General features: G+C 67.7%; 14 protein-coding genes. 4 read left to right on the top strand and 10 right to left on the bottom strand.

Annotated elements, in window-relative coordinates; all coding sequences use genetic code 11:
• The first annotated feature begins 19 nt into the window (after positions 1-19).
• Both rpoZ and KUD94_RS06270 read left to right on the top strand, forming a co-directional pair.
• A complete protein-coding gene (rpoZ, locus tag KUD94_RS06275) occupies positions 20-223 on the top strand; it encodes a DNA-directed RNA polymerase subunit omega (protein ID WP_024539647.1) in 204 nt (67 codons plus the stop codon).
• 116 nt (positions 224-339) lie between these two features.
• Positions 340-2,592, top strand: a complete 2,253-nt coding sequence (locus KUD94_RS06270; RefSeq protein ID WP_218238925.1) for a bifunctional (p)ppGpp synthetase/guanosine-3',5'-bis(diphosphate) 3'-pyrophosphohydrolase — start codon at positions 340-342, stop codon at positions 2,590-2,592.
• A gap of 27 nt (positions 2,593-2,619) precedes the next feature.
• On the opposite strand, the gene mog is transcribed toward KUD94_RS06270, so the two are convergent.
• Positions 2,620-3,228 carry a molybdopterin adenylyltransferase gene (mog, locus tag KUD94_RS06265; protein WP_218238924.1) on the bottom strand — a complete coding sequence of 203 codons (609 nt, stop codon included), beginning with the start codon at positions 3,226-3,228 and terminating at the stop codon, positions 2,620-2,622.
• Positions 3,221-3,877, bottom strand: a complete 657-nt coding sequence (gene yjgA / locus KUD94_RS06260) for a ribosome biogenesis factor YjgA (RefSeq protein WP_218238923.1) — start codon at positions 3,875-3,877, stop codon at positions 3,221-3,223. Before yjgA ends, mog begins: the two co-directional genes overlap by 8 nt.
• A 66-nt stretch (positions 3,878-3,943) precedes the next feature.
• Between yjgA and pmbA the strand changes: the two genes are divergently transcribed.
• On the top strand, positions 3,944-5,353 hold the full coding sequence (pmbA, locus tag KUD94_RS06255; protein WP_218238922.1) for a metalloprotease PmbA: 1,410 nt from the start codon (positions 3,944-3,946) through the stop codon (positions 5,351-5,353).
• Positions 5,354-5,368: 15 nt separating this feature from the next.
• Here pmbA and KUD94_RS06250 read toward each other — a convergent pair whose 3' ends face one another.
• From KUD94_RS06250 to KUD94_RS06220, 7 genes are all read right to left on the bottom strand, one after another.
• Positions 5,369-5,623, bottom strand: coding sequence for a glycine zipper 2TM domain-containing protein (locus KUD94_RS06250; RefSeq protein ID WP_218238921.1), 255 nt, complete (start codon positions 5,621-5,623; stop codon positions 5,369-5,371).
• A gap of 231 nt (positions 5,624-5,854) precedes the next feature.
• A complete protein-coding gene (locus KUD94_RS06245) occupies positions 5,855-6,946 on the bottom strand; it encodes a tartrate dehydrogenase (RefSeq protein WP_218238920.1) in 1,092 nt (363 codons plus the stop codon).
• 39 nt (positions 6,947-6,985) lie between these two features.
• A complete protein-coding gene (locus KUD94_RS06240) occupies positions 6,986-7,438 on the bottom strand; it encodes a GatB/YqeY domain-containing protein (RefSeq protein WP_218238919.1) in 453 nt (150 codons plus the stop codon).
• Positions 7,439-7,533: 95 nt separating this feature from the next.
• The gene (gene rpsU / locus KUD94_RS06235; RefSeq protein WP_012346814.1) at positions 7,534-7,746 is read right to left on the bottom strand and encodes a 30S ribosomal protein S21; all 213 of its coding nucleotides are present in this window, start codon (positions 7,744-7,746) and stop codon (positions 7,534-7,536) included.
• A gap of 152 nt (positions 7,747-7,898) precedes the next feature.
• Positions 7,899-9,158, bottom strand: coding sequence for an aminoacetone oxidase family FAD-binding enzyme (locus KUD94_RS06230; protein ID WP_218238918.1), 1,260 nt, complete (start codon positions 9,156-9,158; stop codon positions 7,899-7,901).
• An 81-nt stretch (positions 9,159-9,239) separates the two neighbouring features.
• Positions 9,240-12,392, bottom strand: coding sequence for an efflux RND transporter permease subunit (locus KUD94_RS06225; RefSeq protein ID WP_218238917.1), 3,153 nt, complete (start codon positions 12,390-12,392; stop codon positions 9,240-9,242).
• 14 nt (positions 12,393-12,406) lie between these two features.
• Entirely contained in the window at positions 12,407-13,645 is a 1,239-nt protein-coding gene (locus KUD94_RS06220; protein ID WP_218238916.1) for an efflux RND transporter periplasmic adaptor subunit, read from the bottom strand.
• Positions 13,646-13,970: 325 nt separating this feature from the next.
• Between KUD94_RS06220 and KUD94_RS06215 the strand changes: the two genes are divergently transcribed.
• Positions 13,971-15,185, top strand: a complete 1,215-nt coding sequence (locus KUD94_RS06215; protein ID WP_218238915.1) for a YbfB/YjiJ family MFS transporter — start codon at positions 13,971-13,973, stop codon at positions 15,183-15,185.
• Here KUD94_RS06215 and gstA read toward each other — a convergent pair.
• Positions 15,178-15,783, bottom strand: a complete 606-nt coding sequence (gstA, locus tag KUD94_RS06210) for a glutathione transferase GstA (protein WP_218238914.1) — start codon at positions 15,781-15,783, stop codon at positions 15,178-15,180. The two genes, KUD94_RS06215 and gstA, sit on opposite strands and share 8 nt — an antisense overlap.
• Positions 15,784-15,931: the final 148 nt, after the last annotated feature.

The raw sequence follows: 15,931 nt of genomic DNA, 5'->3' as shown, positions 1-15,931 counted from the left end.
AACCGGAGAACACCAGACCATGGCCCGCATTACCGTGGAAGACTGCCTTGAGCACATTCCCAATCGTTTCCAGCTCGTGCTTGCCGCCACCTACCGCGCGCGCATGCTCAGCCAGGGCCACGCCCCCAAGATCGAAAGCCGCAACAAGCCCGGCGTGACCGCGCTGCGCGAGATCGCCGCTGGCAAGGTGGGCCTGGAGATGCTGAAAAAAGTCCCGGGCTGAGCGCTCGAGCCGAGTTTTTCCCGCCGAAAGCACCGCCCTGCGGTGCTTTTTTGTTTGTAGCAAGAACCATTTACGCCCAGTGCCGCTATATTCGAAGCATGGGTGAGAGTGTGTCTATGCAACAGGGCGACGCGGTGCGTGCTTCGACACACGTGGCGCCCCCCCCCGATCCGGGCAAGGCGGCCGCCGACGCTGCAGCGGCCGGCTTCTCGGCCCTGCTGGACAAGCTGCAATACTTGGACGAAGCCTCGCGCGAGCGCGTGCGCCAGGCCTACCGCTATGCCGACCACGCCCACCTCGGGCAATTGCGCAACAGCGGCGAGCCCTACATCACCCACCCGATTGCGGTGGCAAGCCTGTGCGCCGACTGGAAGCTTGATGCCGAGGCGCTGATGGCCGCGCTGCTGCACGACGCGCTGGAAGACTGCGGCGTGACCAAGGCCGATCTGGTGGAGCATTTCGGCAGCCCGGTGGCCGAACTGGTAGATGGCCTGACCAAGCTGGACAAGCTCAAGTTCAACACCCGCGAAGAGGGCCAGTCCGAGTCGTTTCGCAAGATGCTGCTGGCCATGGCGCGCGATGTGCGCGTCATCCTCATCAAGCTTGCGGACCGCACGCACAACATGCGCACCCTGGGCAGTGCCCCGCGCAGCAAGTGGGGCCGCATCGCCTCGGAAACGCTGGAAATCTACGCGCCTATCGCCCACCGGCTGGGCCTGAACCAGACCTTTCGCGAACTGCAGGACTTGTCGTTTCGCCATCTGCACCCCTGGCGCTACGCGACGCTGGAAAAAGCCATCTCGCGCTCGCGCAGTCGCCGCCGCGAGGTAGTCCAGAAGGTGCAGGCCGAGGTCGAGGCGGCGTTTGCCCAGCAGGGCATGGCTGCGCGCCTGTCCGGGCGCGAAAAGACGCTCTACGGCATCTATGAGCGCATGCAGGCGCGTCACCTGAGCTTTGCCAAGGTGGTGGATTTGTCGGGTTTTCGCGTGGTCGTGCCCAGCGTGATCGACTGCTACACCGCGATTGGCGTGCTGCACCAGCTCTACAAGCCGGTGCCGGGCAAGTTCACCGACCACATCGCGATTGCCAAGGCCAATGGCTACCAGTCGCTGCACACCACGCTGGTCGGGCCGGCCAGCCTGAACGTGGAGTTCCAGGTGCGCACCGAGGAGATGCACATCGTCGCCGAAGCGGGCGTCGCCGCGCACTGGCTCTACAACGCCCAGCACAAGGGCAGCGCGCACGTGCAAAAGCTGGGCACGCGCTGGCTGCAGTCGCTGCTCGACATCCAGGACGAGACGCGCGACGCGACCGAGTTCTGGGAACACGTCAAGGTCGATCTGTTTCCCGATGCGGTCTATGTCTTCACCCCGCGCGGGCAGATCATGGCCTTGCCCAGCGGCACCACGGTGGTGGATTTCGCGTATGCCATCCACAGCGACGTGGGCGACCACACCGTGGCGGCCCAGGTCAATCATCAGCTCGTGCCGCTGCGCACCGAGCTGAAGAACGGCGACGTGGTCGAGATCATGACCTCGCCCGAGGCCGCGCCCAACCCCGCCTGGCTGGGCTTCGTGAAGTCGGGGCGCGCGCGCTCCAAGATCCGCCTCTACCTCAAGACCCTGGCGCAGAAGGAATCGGTGGCGCTCGGCGAGAAACTGCTCGCCCAGGCGCTGCGTGCCGAAGGCGTGCAGCGCCTGCCCGACGCCGCAAGCCAGGCAGCGCTGTGGGAGAAGCTGCTGCGCTTTACCGGCCATCGCACGCGCGAGGAGCTGCTCTCGGATGTGGGCGTGGGCAAGCGCGTGGCGCGCATCGTCGCCGGGCGCATCGTCGCGCTGCTGGCCGAAGAGGGCACGCGCCCCGATATCCTGCTGCTCACGCGCGAGCGTTACGGCTCGGAAGACAGCCTCTCGCAAGGGGGCGTGCTGCTCGATGGCAGCGAACGCGCCACGGTGCAGTACGCCAAGTGCTGCCATCCGGTGCCGGGCGATGCCGTGGTCGGCTACCTCGGGCGCGGCGAAGGCCTGATGGTGCACCACGCCCAGTGCGAGGTGGCGCGCGAGCTGCAGCGCAAGGACGCCGAGCGCTTCATCTCGGTGGACTGGGCCGATGAGACCACGCGCAACTTCGAGGTGGCGATTGCGGTCACGGTGGACAACCACAAGGGCGTGCTCGCGCGCGTCGCGGCCGAACTCGCCAACTGCGAGGCCGACATCGTGCACATGGACATGGACGATGCGGTCGGCGGCACGACCGAGCTGCGCTTCATCGTCTCGGTGCGCAACCTCGCGCACGTCGAGGCGATTTTGCGCAATCTGCGCCGCCTGAGCATGATGGTCAAGGCCGAGCGGATGTTTCGCCCGCGCTGAGCGGTGCCTGCCCGCCGCTTGCCGCCGTCAGCGCGTGTGGCGGATGGCGCTGCGGGGGCGAAACGCCTTGCAGACGGCGTCCACGGTTTCCAGGTAAGGCCCGCCGATCAGGTCGATGCAATAGGGCACGGCGGCAAAGATGCCCGGCACCACGGTGCTGCCTTCCTCGTCCCTCAGGCCTTCCAGCGTTTCGGCGATGGCCTTGGGCTGGCCCGGCAGGTTGATGATCAGGCTCTGGCCGCGCACCACGGCGACCTGGCGCGAGAGGATGGCGGTGGGCACGAAGTGCTGGCCGATGCGGCGCATCTGCTCGCCAAAACCGGGCATCACCTTGTCGGCTACGGCCAGCGTGGCTTCAGGCGTCACGTCGCGCGGCGCGGGGCCGGTGCCGCCGGTGGTCAGGATGAGCGCGCAGCCCGCGTCGGCCAGCTCCGTCAGGGCGGCGCTGATCTGCTCCTGCTCGTCGGCAATCAGCCGGGCTTCAAAGTCCAGGGGGTTGAGCAGCGCGCGCGTGAGCCAGTCCCTGAGCGCGGGCAGGCCCCGGTCTTCATAGGCGCCGCTGCTCGCGCGGTCGCTGATCGAGACGATGCCGACGCGCACCGGCTCGGGCGCGGGCAGGGCAGCGGCTTCAGTCATTGGCTTGCTCCTCGCCGTCGATGGCCGGCTCGCCCGACGCCAGCAACTGCGCGCGCAGCGCCTGAAACAGCTCGCGGTGCGCGCGGCTCTTGCGCGGCGCCTGGCCTTGTGAGGTCTCGGCGGCGCTCTCCTCGGGCTTGTCCTTGCGCGCCTGGCGGATCAGCGCACGCAGGTGCTGGATGTCGCTGTCCGGGTGCTGCTGCAGCCATTCGGCCAGGGCCGCGTCGTCTGCCAACAGGCGATCGCGCCACTGTTCGGCCTGGTGCAGCACCAGCGTGTCCTGGCGCTGGGCGGAGCCGTCGGCGTCGAGCGCGGCGCGCACGCGGGCAAGCAGCTCTTCGTCGAGCTTGCGCATCAGCTTGCCTACCAGCTGCATCTGACGCCGGCGCCCTTCAAAGGCGGTGATGCGCCGCGCCTGGGCCAGGGCTTCGAGCAGTCTGTCGGGCAGCTGCAGGCCGGCCAGGCGCTCGGCGCCGAGCTTGAGCAAGGCCTCGCCCAGCGCCTGCAGCTCGGCGCTTTCGCGCTTGCGCTCGGTCTTGCTCTGGCCTGTGGTGCCGCGCAGTTCGGCCTTGTAGTGTTCGTCCAGCTCGCTGCCTTCGGCGATGAACTGCCCCTTGACGTAATAGCCTCTGGTGGGTTTGCGTGGCATGAATCTGCAGGAAATCTCGGTGGGGGAAGGGCTGGCGCGCGGCTGCAAAGTATCATAGCCGCCGACATGAAAACACCCCATGCAGCAGCGCGCAAGCGCGCCGATTCCATGCCCGAAGCGGGCTTCAGCTATACCCGCAGCGACTTCGAAGACCTGGTCGACCAGGCGCTTGCGCACGCCAGGAAGCTGGGCGCAAGCGATGCGGGCGCCGAGGCCTCGGAAGGCTGCGGCCTGTCGGTGGGCGTGCGCCGCGGGCAACTGGAGAGCGTGGAGCGCAACCGCGACAAGGCGCTGGGCGTGACGGTCTATCTGGGGCGCCGGCGCGGCAACGCCAGCACCTCGGATTTTTCACCGCAGGCGCTGCGTCAGACGGTGCAGGCGGCCTACGACATCGCGCGCTTCACCGCCGAAGACCCGGTCGCCGGCCTGCCGGACGAGGCCGATGTCGCGGCGCAGGAAAGCCATCGCGACCTGGACTTGTTTCACCCTTGGCAGATCGACAGCGAACAGGCCGCCGAGCTTGCACTGCGCTGCGAGCAGGCGGCGCTGGACACCGACCGGCGCGTGAGCAACAGCGAAGGCGCAAGCGTTTCGGCGCAGCAAAGCCACTTTTTCAGCGCGCACACGCACGGCTTTCGCGGCGGCTATGCCAGTTCGCGCCACAGCCTGTCGGTGGCGCCGATTGCGGCGCAACCCGGGCGCGGCGGCCAGATGCAGCGCGACGCCTGGTACAGCTCGGAGCGCGACGCCGCGCGCCTGGCCACGCCCGAGGCAGTGGGCCGTTATGCGGCCGAGCGCGCGCTCTCGCGCCTGGGAGCGCGCAAGCTGCGCACTACCGAATGCCCTGTGCTGTTCGAGGCGCCCCTGGCCGCCGGGCTGCTCGGCAGCTTCGTGCATGCGGTGAGCGGCGGCGCGCTGTACCGGCGCAGCAGCTTCCTGCCCGACTCGCTGGGCAAGAGAGTGTTTGCGCCGCATGTGGACATCGTCGAGGACCCATTCATCATCGGCGGCAAGGGCAGCTCGCCGTTTGACGACGAGGGTGTGCAGGTGGCGCCGCGCAAGGTGGTGGACGCGGGCCGCGTGGCGGGCTACTTTCTGTCGAGCTATTCCGCGCGCAAGCTCGGCATGCGTACCACGGGCAACGCCGGCGGGTCGCACAACCTCGCGCTTTTGTCCCGGCGCACGCGCGCGGGCGACGACCTGCCTGAAATGCTGCGCAAACTGGGCACAGGCCTCTTCGTCATTGAATTGATGGGGCAGGGGGTGAACCCTGTGACCGGGGACTATTCACGGGGCGCGAGCGGCTTCTGGGTAGAAAACGGCGAGATCGCCTTCCCGGTGCACGAGATCACCATCGCGGGCAATCTCAAGCAGATGTTTCGCGGCATCGCAGCCGTCGGCGCCGATGCCTATGCGTATGGCGCCAAGACGGTCGGCTCGATACTGATCGAGCGCATGACCGTCGCCGGCAGCTGAATCCGCGGCGCGGCTTTAGCGCTTTCTCTGGTTCTTGCCCACTTCGTGGCCGACCAGCGCACCGGCTGCTGCGCCGCCAATGGTGCCCACGGGGCCGCCAAAAATCACGTTGCCGGCTGCGCCGCCCACGACCGCGCCGACGCCTGTGCCTATCTGGGCATTGGTCGGCGAGCTTGAACAGGCGCTGATTCCGAGCGCGCCGACGCAGGCGAGGCTGAGCGCCAGGCGACGAGCCCAGGGGGTGAAATGCTTGTGAGGTGTTGTCAACATTAGAGTTCTCCGTGGATACAGGAAGCTCCATGATGACCGCGGGCACGAAGGCCGGTGTGTCCAAACGCTGCCACATTCGCGGCCAGGACACGCCCCCAGCCAGGCGCCTGCACTACTGGTTTTCCCTAGGGCGGGGCGCCAAGCCGGCCCCCGTTCCGCAACTGTTGCGCCGAAGCCACGATTTGTAACTTCGTTTACAAGCGCCTGGCGGAAAACCGACGCAAAGACGACTCAGTCGCCTGCAACCCGCTGTGCGATGGCGGCGCCGAGCTGCGCAGTGCTGGCCGTGCCGCCGAGATCGGGCGTGTGCGGGCCTTCACGCAGCACCGCCTCGATGGCAGCGACGATGGCGTCGTGCGCCGCCCGGCCAGCGCCCTGGCCGTGCGTGAGGAAGTCGAGCATCAGCGCGCCCGACCAGACCATGGCGATGGGGTTGGCGATGCCCTGGCCGTAGATGTCCGGCGCCGAGCCGTGCACCGGCTCGAACAGGCTGGGGAATTGGCGCTCCGGGTTCAGGTTGGCCGATGGCGCCAGGCCTATGGTGCCGGTCGTCGCCGGGCCGAGGTCGGAGAGGATGTCGCCAAACAGATTGGTCGCGGCCACTACGTCAAAGCGCTCGGGCGCAAGCACGAAGCGCGCCGTGAGGATGTCGATGTGGTGCTTGTCCCAGGCCACATCGGGGTAGCGCGCCGCCATGGCTTCGGCTTGCCGATCCCACCAAGGCATGCTGATCGCGATGCCGTTGCTCTTGGTCGCCAGCGACAAGTGCTTTTTCGGGCGGCTTTGCGCGAGCTCGAAGGCGTATTTCAGCAGCCGCTCGGCGCCATGGCGCGAGTAGACCGATTCCTGGATCACGATCTCGCGCTCGGTGCCTTCGAACATCACGCCGCCCAGCGCGGTGTATTCGCCCTCGGTGTTTTCGCGCACCACCAGGTAGTCGATGTCGCCGGGCTGCTTGCCGGCGAGCGGGCAGGGCACGCCCGCAAACAAGCGCACCGGACGCAGGTTGATGTACTGGTCGAACTCGCGGCGAAACTTGAGCAGACTGCCCCAGAGCGAGACGTGGTCGGGCACGCTGCCTGGCCAGCCGACGGCGCCGAAATAGATCGCGTGCATGCCCGCGAGTTGCTGCTTCCAGTCGGCGGGCATCATCTGCCCGTGCGCGGCGTAGTAGTCGCAGTGCGCCCAGTCGAAGGCGTGAAACTCCAGCGCGATGCCAAAGCGCCTGGCCGCGGCCTGCACCGCGCGCAAGCCCTCGGGCATGACTTCGCGGCCTATGCCGTCACCGGCGATCACGGCGATGTGAAACACGTCTTTTGGCATGAAAAGTGGCCCGAACGCAGGCGAGACAACCGCTTGCAGCTATGCTTTTGTGGACAGCGCCGCCTTGACCGCGGCCGAGACCATGCCCATGTCCGCCTTGCCGGCGAGCTGCTTCTTGGCCGCACCCATGACCTTGCCCATGTCGCCCGGGCCGCTCGCGCCCAGCTCGGCCACCAGGGCGGCGACGGCGGCCGTCACCTCGGCTTCGGACAGGCGCTCGGGCAGGTAGGCTTCGAGCACCACGATTTCGGCCTTCTCCTTGTCGGCCAGGTCCTGGCGGCCTGCGCCTTCGTAGGCGTTGACGCTGTCCTTGCGCTGCTTGATGAGCTTGTCCACGATGGCGACGACGGCGGCATCGTCGAGCACCACGCGCTCGTCCACTTCCTTTTGCTTGCACGCGGCCAGCAGCATGCGGATGGTGCCCAGGCGCTCGGCCTCGTGGGCGCGCATGGCGGCCTTCATGTCTTCGGTGATCTTTTCCTTCAGGGTCATTTTTTCGCTCCGCAAATCAAAAAACCCGCGCCAGGCGTCCCGGGCGCGGGTTGGATGGCGTGTGCGGCCGGCTCTTGCCGGCGCCGCAAACTGCTTCAGTACAGCTTCTTGGGCAGCTGCATGCTGCGCACGCGCTTGTAGTGGCGCTTGACCGCGGCGGCCTTCTTGCGCTTGCGCTCGGCCGTGGGCTTTTCGTAGAACTCGCGGGCGCGCAGTTCGGTCAGCAGGCCAAGCTTTTCAATGGTGCGCTTGAAGCGGCGCAGGGCCACGTCAAAGGGTTCGTTTTCTTTTACACGGATGGTCGTCATCAGCCAGAATTTTCCAAGATAGGTGCCACCAGAGGGCGCACCGGGAAGATCGGGCCCGGCCGGCCGTGTGCAGCGATTTCCCCGTCTGTGTAACTAGTATGGCCGACGGGGCTGATGCCATGAAGCCCCCCATTATAGACAATCCGTCCCTTTTACAAAGCCTGGGCGCAGGCTGCGGCGCTGGCCCAGGCCCACTGGAAGTTGTAGCCGCCCAGCCAGCCGGTGATGTCCACCACCTCGCCGATGAAGTGCAGGCCCGGCTGGCTGAGCGCTTGCATGCTCTGCTGCGACAGTGCGCGCGTGTCCACCCCGCCCAGCGTGACCTCGGCCTTCTTGTAGCCCTCGCTGCCGCTGGGCGTGATCTGCCAGCGCGAGATTTGCTCGGCCAACTGGGCCAGGGCCTTGTCGCTGGCTTCGTTCACCGGGCGCTGCCAGTCGGCGCGCTGATGGGCCCAGGCATCGGCCAGGCGCGTGGGCAGCCACTGGGCGAGGACCTTGGCGACGTGCTTTCTTGACTGCCCTTTCGCCGCGTGCAGCGCGGCGTGCAGGTCCACGTCCGGCGCAAGGTCGATGTTCAAGGGCTCACCGCCTTGCCAGTAGCTGGAAATCTGCAGGATGGCGGGGCCCGACAGCCCGCGGTGCGTGAACAACAGGTCTTCGTCAAACGCCATGCGTGCCTTGCCGCCGCCAGCGGCCGCGCCCGCTCGCACGCGCACCGGCAGGGCCAGGCCGGCCAGTGGCGCCCAGGGTGCCCAGTCTTCACCCTGAAAAGTCAGCGGCACAAGACCGGGGCGCTGGGCGACGAGCGGCAGGCCGAACTGGCGCGCCAGCCGATAGCCGAAGTCGCTCGCGCCGATCTTGGGAATCGAGAGGCCTCCAGTGGCAATGACGAGCCGGCTGGCCGTGACCGCGCCGCGCGTGGTCTGCAGCTGGTATTCATGGTTTTGGGAGCTGCTCGCGCTTTCCGGGCGGGCGTTTGCGCCGGAAAACGCCACGTCCTCCACCTTGCACGGTTGCCAGCGCTCCACCCGGCCGTCGGCGCATTCGTCCAGCAGCATGGTGATGATTCGCTCGCTGGCGTCGTCGCAAAAGAGCTGGCCCTTGTGCTTTTCGTGGAAGGCGATGCCGTGGCGCCGGACCAGGCCGATGAAGTCTTGCGGCGTGTAGCGCGACAGGGCCGAGCGGGCAAATCGCGGGTTGGCGCCCAGGTAGTGGCGTTCGGGCGCGCGCGGGTCGAGCTCGCGGTTGGTGAAGTTGCAGCGCCCGCCGCCGGAGATGCGGATTTTCTCGGCCACCTTGGACGCATGGTCGATCAAGAGCACCCGGCGCCCGCGCTGCCCCGCCAGCGCCGCGCACAGCAGGCCGGCCGCGCCCGCGCCGACGATGACGGCATCAAAATGGGACACTGCCATTGTTGCTGCCGGAATTTCAACAAAAAGTGGCCCAAACGCTTGCTGCGCAAGCGCTAGCAGCTATCAACGATGTGGCTGACGTCACGCTGCAGTGGCCGCATCGGCCTCGGCGTCGCGCCCATGTCCGCGCACGAAGAGCTTGCGCACCACGAGGAAGAACACCGGCACGAAGAAGATGCCCAAAATGGTTGCAAACACCATGCCGCCCAGCACCGCCGTGCCTATGGCATTGCGCCCCGCCGCGCCCGCGCCCGTGCCCACGGCCAGCGGCAGCACGCCGAAGCCAAACGCCAGCGAGGTCATCAATATGGGCCGCAGCCGCAGGCGCACCGCCTGCACCGTGGCGTCGATCAGGCTGGCGCCGCGCTCTTGCAACTGCATCGCAAATTCCACGATCAGGATGGCGTTCTTGGACGCCAGCCCCACGGTGGTCAGCAGCCCCACCTGAAAGTACACGTCGTTGGCCAGCCCGCGCCCGTACGTGGCGATGAGCGCGCCGATCACGCCCAGCGGCACCGCCAGCATGACCGAGGCGGGCACGCTCCAGCTCTCGTACAGCGCGGCCAGGCACAGGAAGACGAAGAGGATGGAGACGGCATACAAGAGCGGCGCCTGCGAGCCCGACTGGCGCTCTTGCAGCGAAGCGCCGGTCCATTCGATGCCTATGCCTGGCGGCAGGCTCTGCATGATGCGCTCCACCGCCGCCATGGCATCGCCCGAGCTCGCGCCCTCGGCGGTATTGGCTTCCATCTCCAGCGCCGGGCTGCCGTTGTAGCGCATGAGCTGGGGCGAGCCGCTGCTCCAGCGCGTGCTGGAAAAGCTGCCAAAGCGCACCATCTCGCCGTTTTTGTTGCGCACCGACCATTTGGCGATGTCCTGCGGCAGCATGCGCGCGGCGGCTTCGCCCTGGATGTAGACGCGCTTGACCCGGCCCTGGTGCACGAAGTCGTTCACGTAGCTGCCGCCCAGGCTGCTGGCGAGCACGCCGTTGATGTCGGCGATCGACAGGCCGAGCGCCGCCGCCTTGCGGTCGTCCACCACCACTTCGAGCTCGGAGGTGTCGTCAAAGCCGGTGGTGCGCATGTTGGCCAGCGCGGGCTCGCCGCGCGCGGCGGCGATCATGTCGTCCCTGGCCTGCATCAGCGCGGCATGGCCCAGGCCGTTCAAGTCCTTGAGCACGAAATTGATGCCGGCGCTCGAACCCAGCCCGCGCACCACCGGCGGCATGGCCACGAAGATGCGCGCATCGCGGATGCTGCGCAGATCGCGGTTGGCCTTGCGCGCAATCGCCTCGGCCGACTGGCTGGGCAAGGGGCGCTCGGCCCAACTGGTCAGGCGCACGAAGACGCTGCCCGAGCTCTGGTTGCCGTTGAAGCCGTAGATCGCGTTGGTGCTGAAGATCTCGGGCTGGTCCTTGAAGTACAGCCGAATCTGCTCCATCACCTGCTGCAGGCGCTCGTCGGTGGCGCCCGAGGGCAGGGTCACGTTCACGCGCACGAAGCCCTGGTCTTCGCTCGGCAGAAAAGAGGTGGGCAGGCGGTGAAACATCCAGGCCATGGCCACCAGCACCACGGCAAACAGCACCGTCATGCGCAGCGTGCGCCTGAGCAGGCGCGCCACCGCGCTCTGGTAGCGGTTGGCCGCGGAGTCGAAGTGGCGGTTGAACCACTGGAAGAACCGGTCCAGCCAGCCCAGCGGCCCGCGCCGGGGCGCACGCCCCGGCTGGTTGTGCGCGGTGGGTTTGAGCAGGCTCGCGCACAGCGCCGGCGTGAGCGTGAGCGCGACGAACACCGACAGCGCCATGGCCGCGACGATGGTGACCGAGAACTGCCGGTAGATCACGCCCACCGAGCCGGGGAAGAAGGCCATGGGGATGAACACCGCCGCCAGCGTCAGGCCGATGCCGATCAGCGCCGGGGTGATCTCGGCCATGGAGTGGCGCGTGGCCTCCTTGGGCGCCAGGCCTTGCTCCGTCATCACGCGCTCGACGTTCTCGATGACCACGATGGCGTCGTCCACCAGCAGGCCTATGGCCAGCACCAGCGCGAACATGGTCAGCATGTTGATCGAGTAGCCCATGGCGTTGAGCACGCCCAGCGTGCCCAGCAGCACCACCGGCACCGAAATCATGGGGATGAAGGTAGCGCGCCAGTTCTGCAGGAAGACGAACATCACCAGCGTGACCAGCAGCATGGCCTCGACCAGGGTCTTGACGACTTCGTCGATCGAGGCGCGCACGAAGGGCGTGGAATCGGAGCTGACGAAGCCGGTGATGCCGTCGGGAAAGTAGGGCGCAAGCTCGGCAATCTTGCGCGCCACCTCGTCGGCCACCTTGGTCGCGTTGGCGCCGTCGGCCAGGATGATGCCCAGGCCCGCGCCGGGCTGGCCGTTGAGTTCGGAGCGCACCGTCAGGTTGTCCGCCTCCAGCGCCACGCGGCCGATGTCGTTCATGGTCACCACCGAGCCGTCGGGCAGGGCCTTGAGCACGATGGCCTTGAATTCCTCCACCGTCTGCAGCTTGGTGCGCGCGGTGATCGTGGCGTTGAGCATCTGCCCCTTGACGGCCGGCAGTGCGCCGAGCTGCCCGGCGGAAACCTGGGCGTTCTGCGCGTTGAGCGCGGCCACCAGGTCCGAGGGCATGAGCGCGTACTTCTCCATCTTCGCCGGGTCCATCCAGATGCGCATGGCGTAGGGCGTGCCGAAGACGAAGACGTCGCCCACGCCGTCGATGCGCGCGATCACGTCCACCACGTTGCTGTTGAGGTAGTCGCCTATGGTGACCTGCGAGACCTGGGGGTCGGGCGACGTGAAGACGTAGGTGACGAGAAAGTCCTGCCCGCCCTTGTTGATGAACAGCCCGCGGCTCTTGACCGATTCGGGCAGGCGGTTCATTGCGCCCTGCATCTTGTTTTGCGCCTGCACCTGCGCGACGTCGATGTTGGCGCCCGGCGCAAAGGTGAGCGTGGTGCGCGAGCGCCCGGCCGAGTCGCTGGTCGACTGCATGTACAGCAGGTTGTCCAGGCCCTTGAGCTGCTGCTCGATGATCTGCGTGACCGAGTTTTCCACCGTCTCGGCCGAGGCGCCGGTGTAAGTGGTGTTGATGCTCACGCGCGGCGGGGCGATCTCGGGGTACATCTCCAGCGGCAGCGTGACGATGGAAAACGCCCCCGCCAGCATGATCATGATGGCGATCACCCAGGCAAAGACCGGGCGATTGATGAAGAACTGCGCCATGGTGCCGCGCCCGCTCAGCGCTGCCCGTCGGCCGCAGACGGCGCGTCAGCACGCTGCTGCAGCGCAACCGGCCTGACCTTGTCGCCCGCCTTCACGCGCTGCGAGCCGTCGACCAGGATGCGCTCGCCTGGTGCAAGGCCTGAGAGCACTTCCCAGCGATTGCCCACGGCGTTGCCGGTGACGATGCGCCGGCTCTCCAGCGTGTCATCCTCGCGCACCACCAGCACCCGCGCCACGCCCGCCGGGTCGCGCGTGACCGCCTGCTGCGGCGCAAGCAGCGCATGCTGACTCACGCCCTGCTGCAGCCGGGCGCGCACATACATGCCGGGCATCAAGAGGCCCTCGGGGTTGGGCACGGTGGCGCGCAGCGTGATCGCGCCGCTGGCCGGGTTCACCTGCACGCCGCTGAACTGCAGCCTGCCCTCGTGCGCGTAGGTGCTGGCGTCGTCCAGCACCAGGGTGATGCGCGCCGCGCCCTGTTCGTCCTGCGTGAGCTCGCCCTCGGCCAGCTGGCGCTTGAGGCGCAGCAGCTCGGTGGTGGACTGGGTGATGTCCACGTACAGCGGGTCGTTCTGCGTGATGGTGGTGAGCAGCTGCGCCTGGTTGGCGGTGAGCAGCGCGCCCGGCGTGACGCTGGAGGCGCCGGTGCGCCCGGCGATCGGTGCCTTGATCAGGGTGTAGCCCAGGTTCAGCTCGGCCGCACGCAGCGCCGCGCGGGCTGCGGCCAGGTCGGCCCGGGACTGCGCCAACTGGGTCTGGCTGTCGTCGTACTGCTGCTGGCTGATGGCGTGCGCCTTGATCAGCTCGGCCGTGCGGGCGGCGTTCACCTGCGCCGCGCGCTCATTGGCCTGGGCCTTGGACAGCTGCGCCCGCGCGCTGGCCACGGCCACTTCGAAGCTTGCCGGGTCGATCTGGTAGAGCGGCTGCCCGGCCTTGACCTGCGCGCCTTCGGTGAACAGGCGCTTTTGCACGATGCCGCCCACCTGCGGGCGCACCTCGGCTACCAGAAAGGCGCTGGTGCGCCCCGGCAGTTCGGTGGTGAAGGTGTGCGCTTCGGCCTGCAGCGTGACCACGCCGACTTCGGCCGGCGCCGGCGCCGCCCCGGCGCCAGCCGCCTTGTTCTCCTGACAGCCGGACAGCGCCAGAACCAGCGCCAGCGCAAGGCAGAGCGCGGGCGCCTTTGCCAGGCGGCGTGCCGACGTGAGGGAGTGCAAGTCGGAGCGGGCGGGGCGGCGGCGTGGCGCGTGGTTCATGGATGCAGGAGCGGGCTCGGCACAAGGGCGCGCGCATTGTCGCAACGAAATGTGCAACTGTCGCACATTCGCAGGACTGCGGGCGCCCGCGCCTGCGCGCCTTCACGCTTCTTTACAGAGGGGACACGCACGCTTGGCGGGCCGCCGCTTTGTGCGTGTCTTCCGGGCTGTGGGTAAGCGCCGGGAATCTGGCCAATTGATGGCTCGCGGCGCCGGCGCGGCAGGGGTCGGCGGCCAGGATGGCGCCGCGGTGCCTGGCGCGTGTGCGACAGGCGGCTGCGGCCCTGGCGCCAAGCTGGTCCTGAATCGGCGCAAGAATCGGCGCATGCCTGATGCTTCCCCCGCGCGCGGCCATCCGATCGCCTTGGCGCTGGCCTTGTCGCTGGGCGCTGCCGTATCCCTGGGTATCACCCGCTTTGCCTATGCGCTGCTGCTGCCGGTGATGCGCGACGACTTGGCCTGGAGTTATACGCTGGCCGGGGCCATGAACACGCTCAATGCGGCGGGCTATCTGGCCGGTGCGCTGATGACGCCGCTCTTGATGCGCCGCTTTGGCGCGGCGGCGGTGCTGCTCTGGGGCTCGGCGCTGGCCAGTGTGTTCATGGCGTTGTCGGGCTTTTTCATCGAGGCCAATCCGCTGCTGTTGCAGCGCTTTCTGGCCGGCGTCGCCAGCGCCTGGGTGTTCATCGCCGGCGGCCTGCTGGCGGCGCGCGTGGGCAACCGGGTGCCGCGCCGCGCGGGGCTGGTGCTTGGCTTGTACTACGGCGGCGTGGGCACGGGCATTGCGCTGTCCACGCTGGCAATGCCGCTGCTGCTGACGGCGGCGGGCAGTGCGCCACACGGCTGGCGCTGGGCCTGGTGGGGCCTGGCGCTGCTGTGCGTGCTGGCCACGCTGGTGCTGCTCTGGCCCGCCCGCTTGCTATCGACAAGAGAGCTGCCCGCGCAGACGGGGCAAGCGCAAAAGGCCGATTTGGCTCAAAAACTGCCCTGGCTTGCGATGGCGCCCATGCTGGCGGGCTACACGCTGTTTGGCGTGGGCTACATCGGCTACATGACCTTCGTGATCGCGCTCTTGCGCGACCAGGGCGCAAGCGCCGCAGCGGTCACGGGGTTCTTCACCCTGCTGGGCCTGGCGGTGATCGCCTCGGCGCGCATCTGGGCGCGCCTGCTCGATCGCGCCCGAGGCGGCGGGGCGCTGGCGCTGCTCAATGCGCTGCTCGGTCTGGCCACCATCTTGCCGGTGCTCACCGGCGCCTGGCCGGTGGTGCTGGCCTCGGGTCTGCTGTTTGGTGCGGTGTTTTTGTCGCTGGTGGCGTCCACCACCGCCTTCGTGCGCCACAACCTGCCCGAAGCGCAGTGGGCTGCGGGCATCAGCGCCTTCACCATCGTGTTTGCCTTTGGCCAGATCGTCGGCCCCACGGTGGTCGGCTGGATTGCCGACGGCGCCGGGGGCCTGGCGCGCGGCTTCGTCTATTCGGCCGCTGCACTCTGGCTGGGCGCGCTGGTGGCCTGGCGCCAGCGCCCGCTGGCTCTCAGATGAGCCCTTCGGTCTTCATCGCGCGCTGCACCGCGGGGCGCGCGGCCATGCGCTCGCGCCAGGCCACCACGTTGGGGTAGGGCGAGAGGTCGATCTGCATCGGCTTGGTCCAGTTGGTCACGGTGAACAGGTAGGCGTCGGCGACCGAGAACTCCTGGCCCATCAGGTATTGCTTGCCAGCCAGCTCGCCGTCCACCCATTTGAGGCGCGCGCCGATCTTCTCCTTGGCCAGGTCCTTGGCCGCGTCGGGCATGCCGGGCTGAAACAGCGGCGAGAAGCTCTTGTGCACCTCGGTGGCGATGAAGTTGAGCCAGCTCATGAGCTCATAGCGCTCGCGCGTGCCCATGGCGGGGGCGAGCTTTTTTTCCGGCACCTGGTCGGCGATGTATTGCACGACGACCGCGGCCTCGCGAACGCCGCTGCCATCGTCCAGCACCAGGTAGGGCACGTAGCCCAGCGGGTTGACCTTGCGGTAGTCCGAGCCGTCGGGCAGCACCTTGGTCTTGGTGGGCGCGGAGATGGCTTCGTACTTCAGGCCGCTTTCTTCCAGGACGATGTGCGGAGCGAGCGAGCAGGCGCCCGCGGAGTAGTAGAGCTTCATGGTCAGATCCTTGAGGGTTGAAACGGCGCTTGTGGCCGGCACAAGCGGACGGCGGCCAGCGTAGCAGAAAGCGCATGGGCATGATGGCCGCCGGATTGCTACAAATAGCCTAGCTGGAAGCGCAGACTACGTATGCGCTGAAGCCGAA

The sequence above is a fragment of the Comamonas sp. NLF-1-9 genome (assembly GCF_019195435.1).
Lineage (GTDB): Bacteria > Pseudomonadota > Gammaproteobacteria > Burkholderiales > Burkholderiaceae_C > Comamonas_C.
This window is presented reverse-complemented; position numbering and strand designations above follow the sequence as displayed.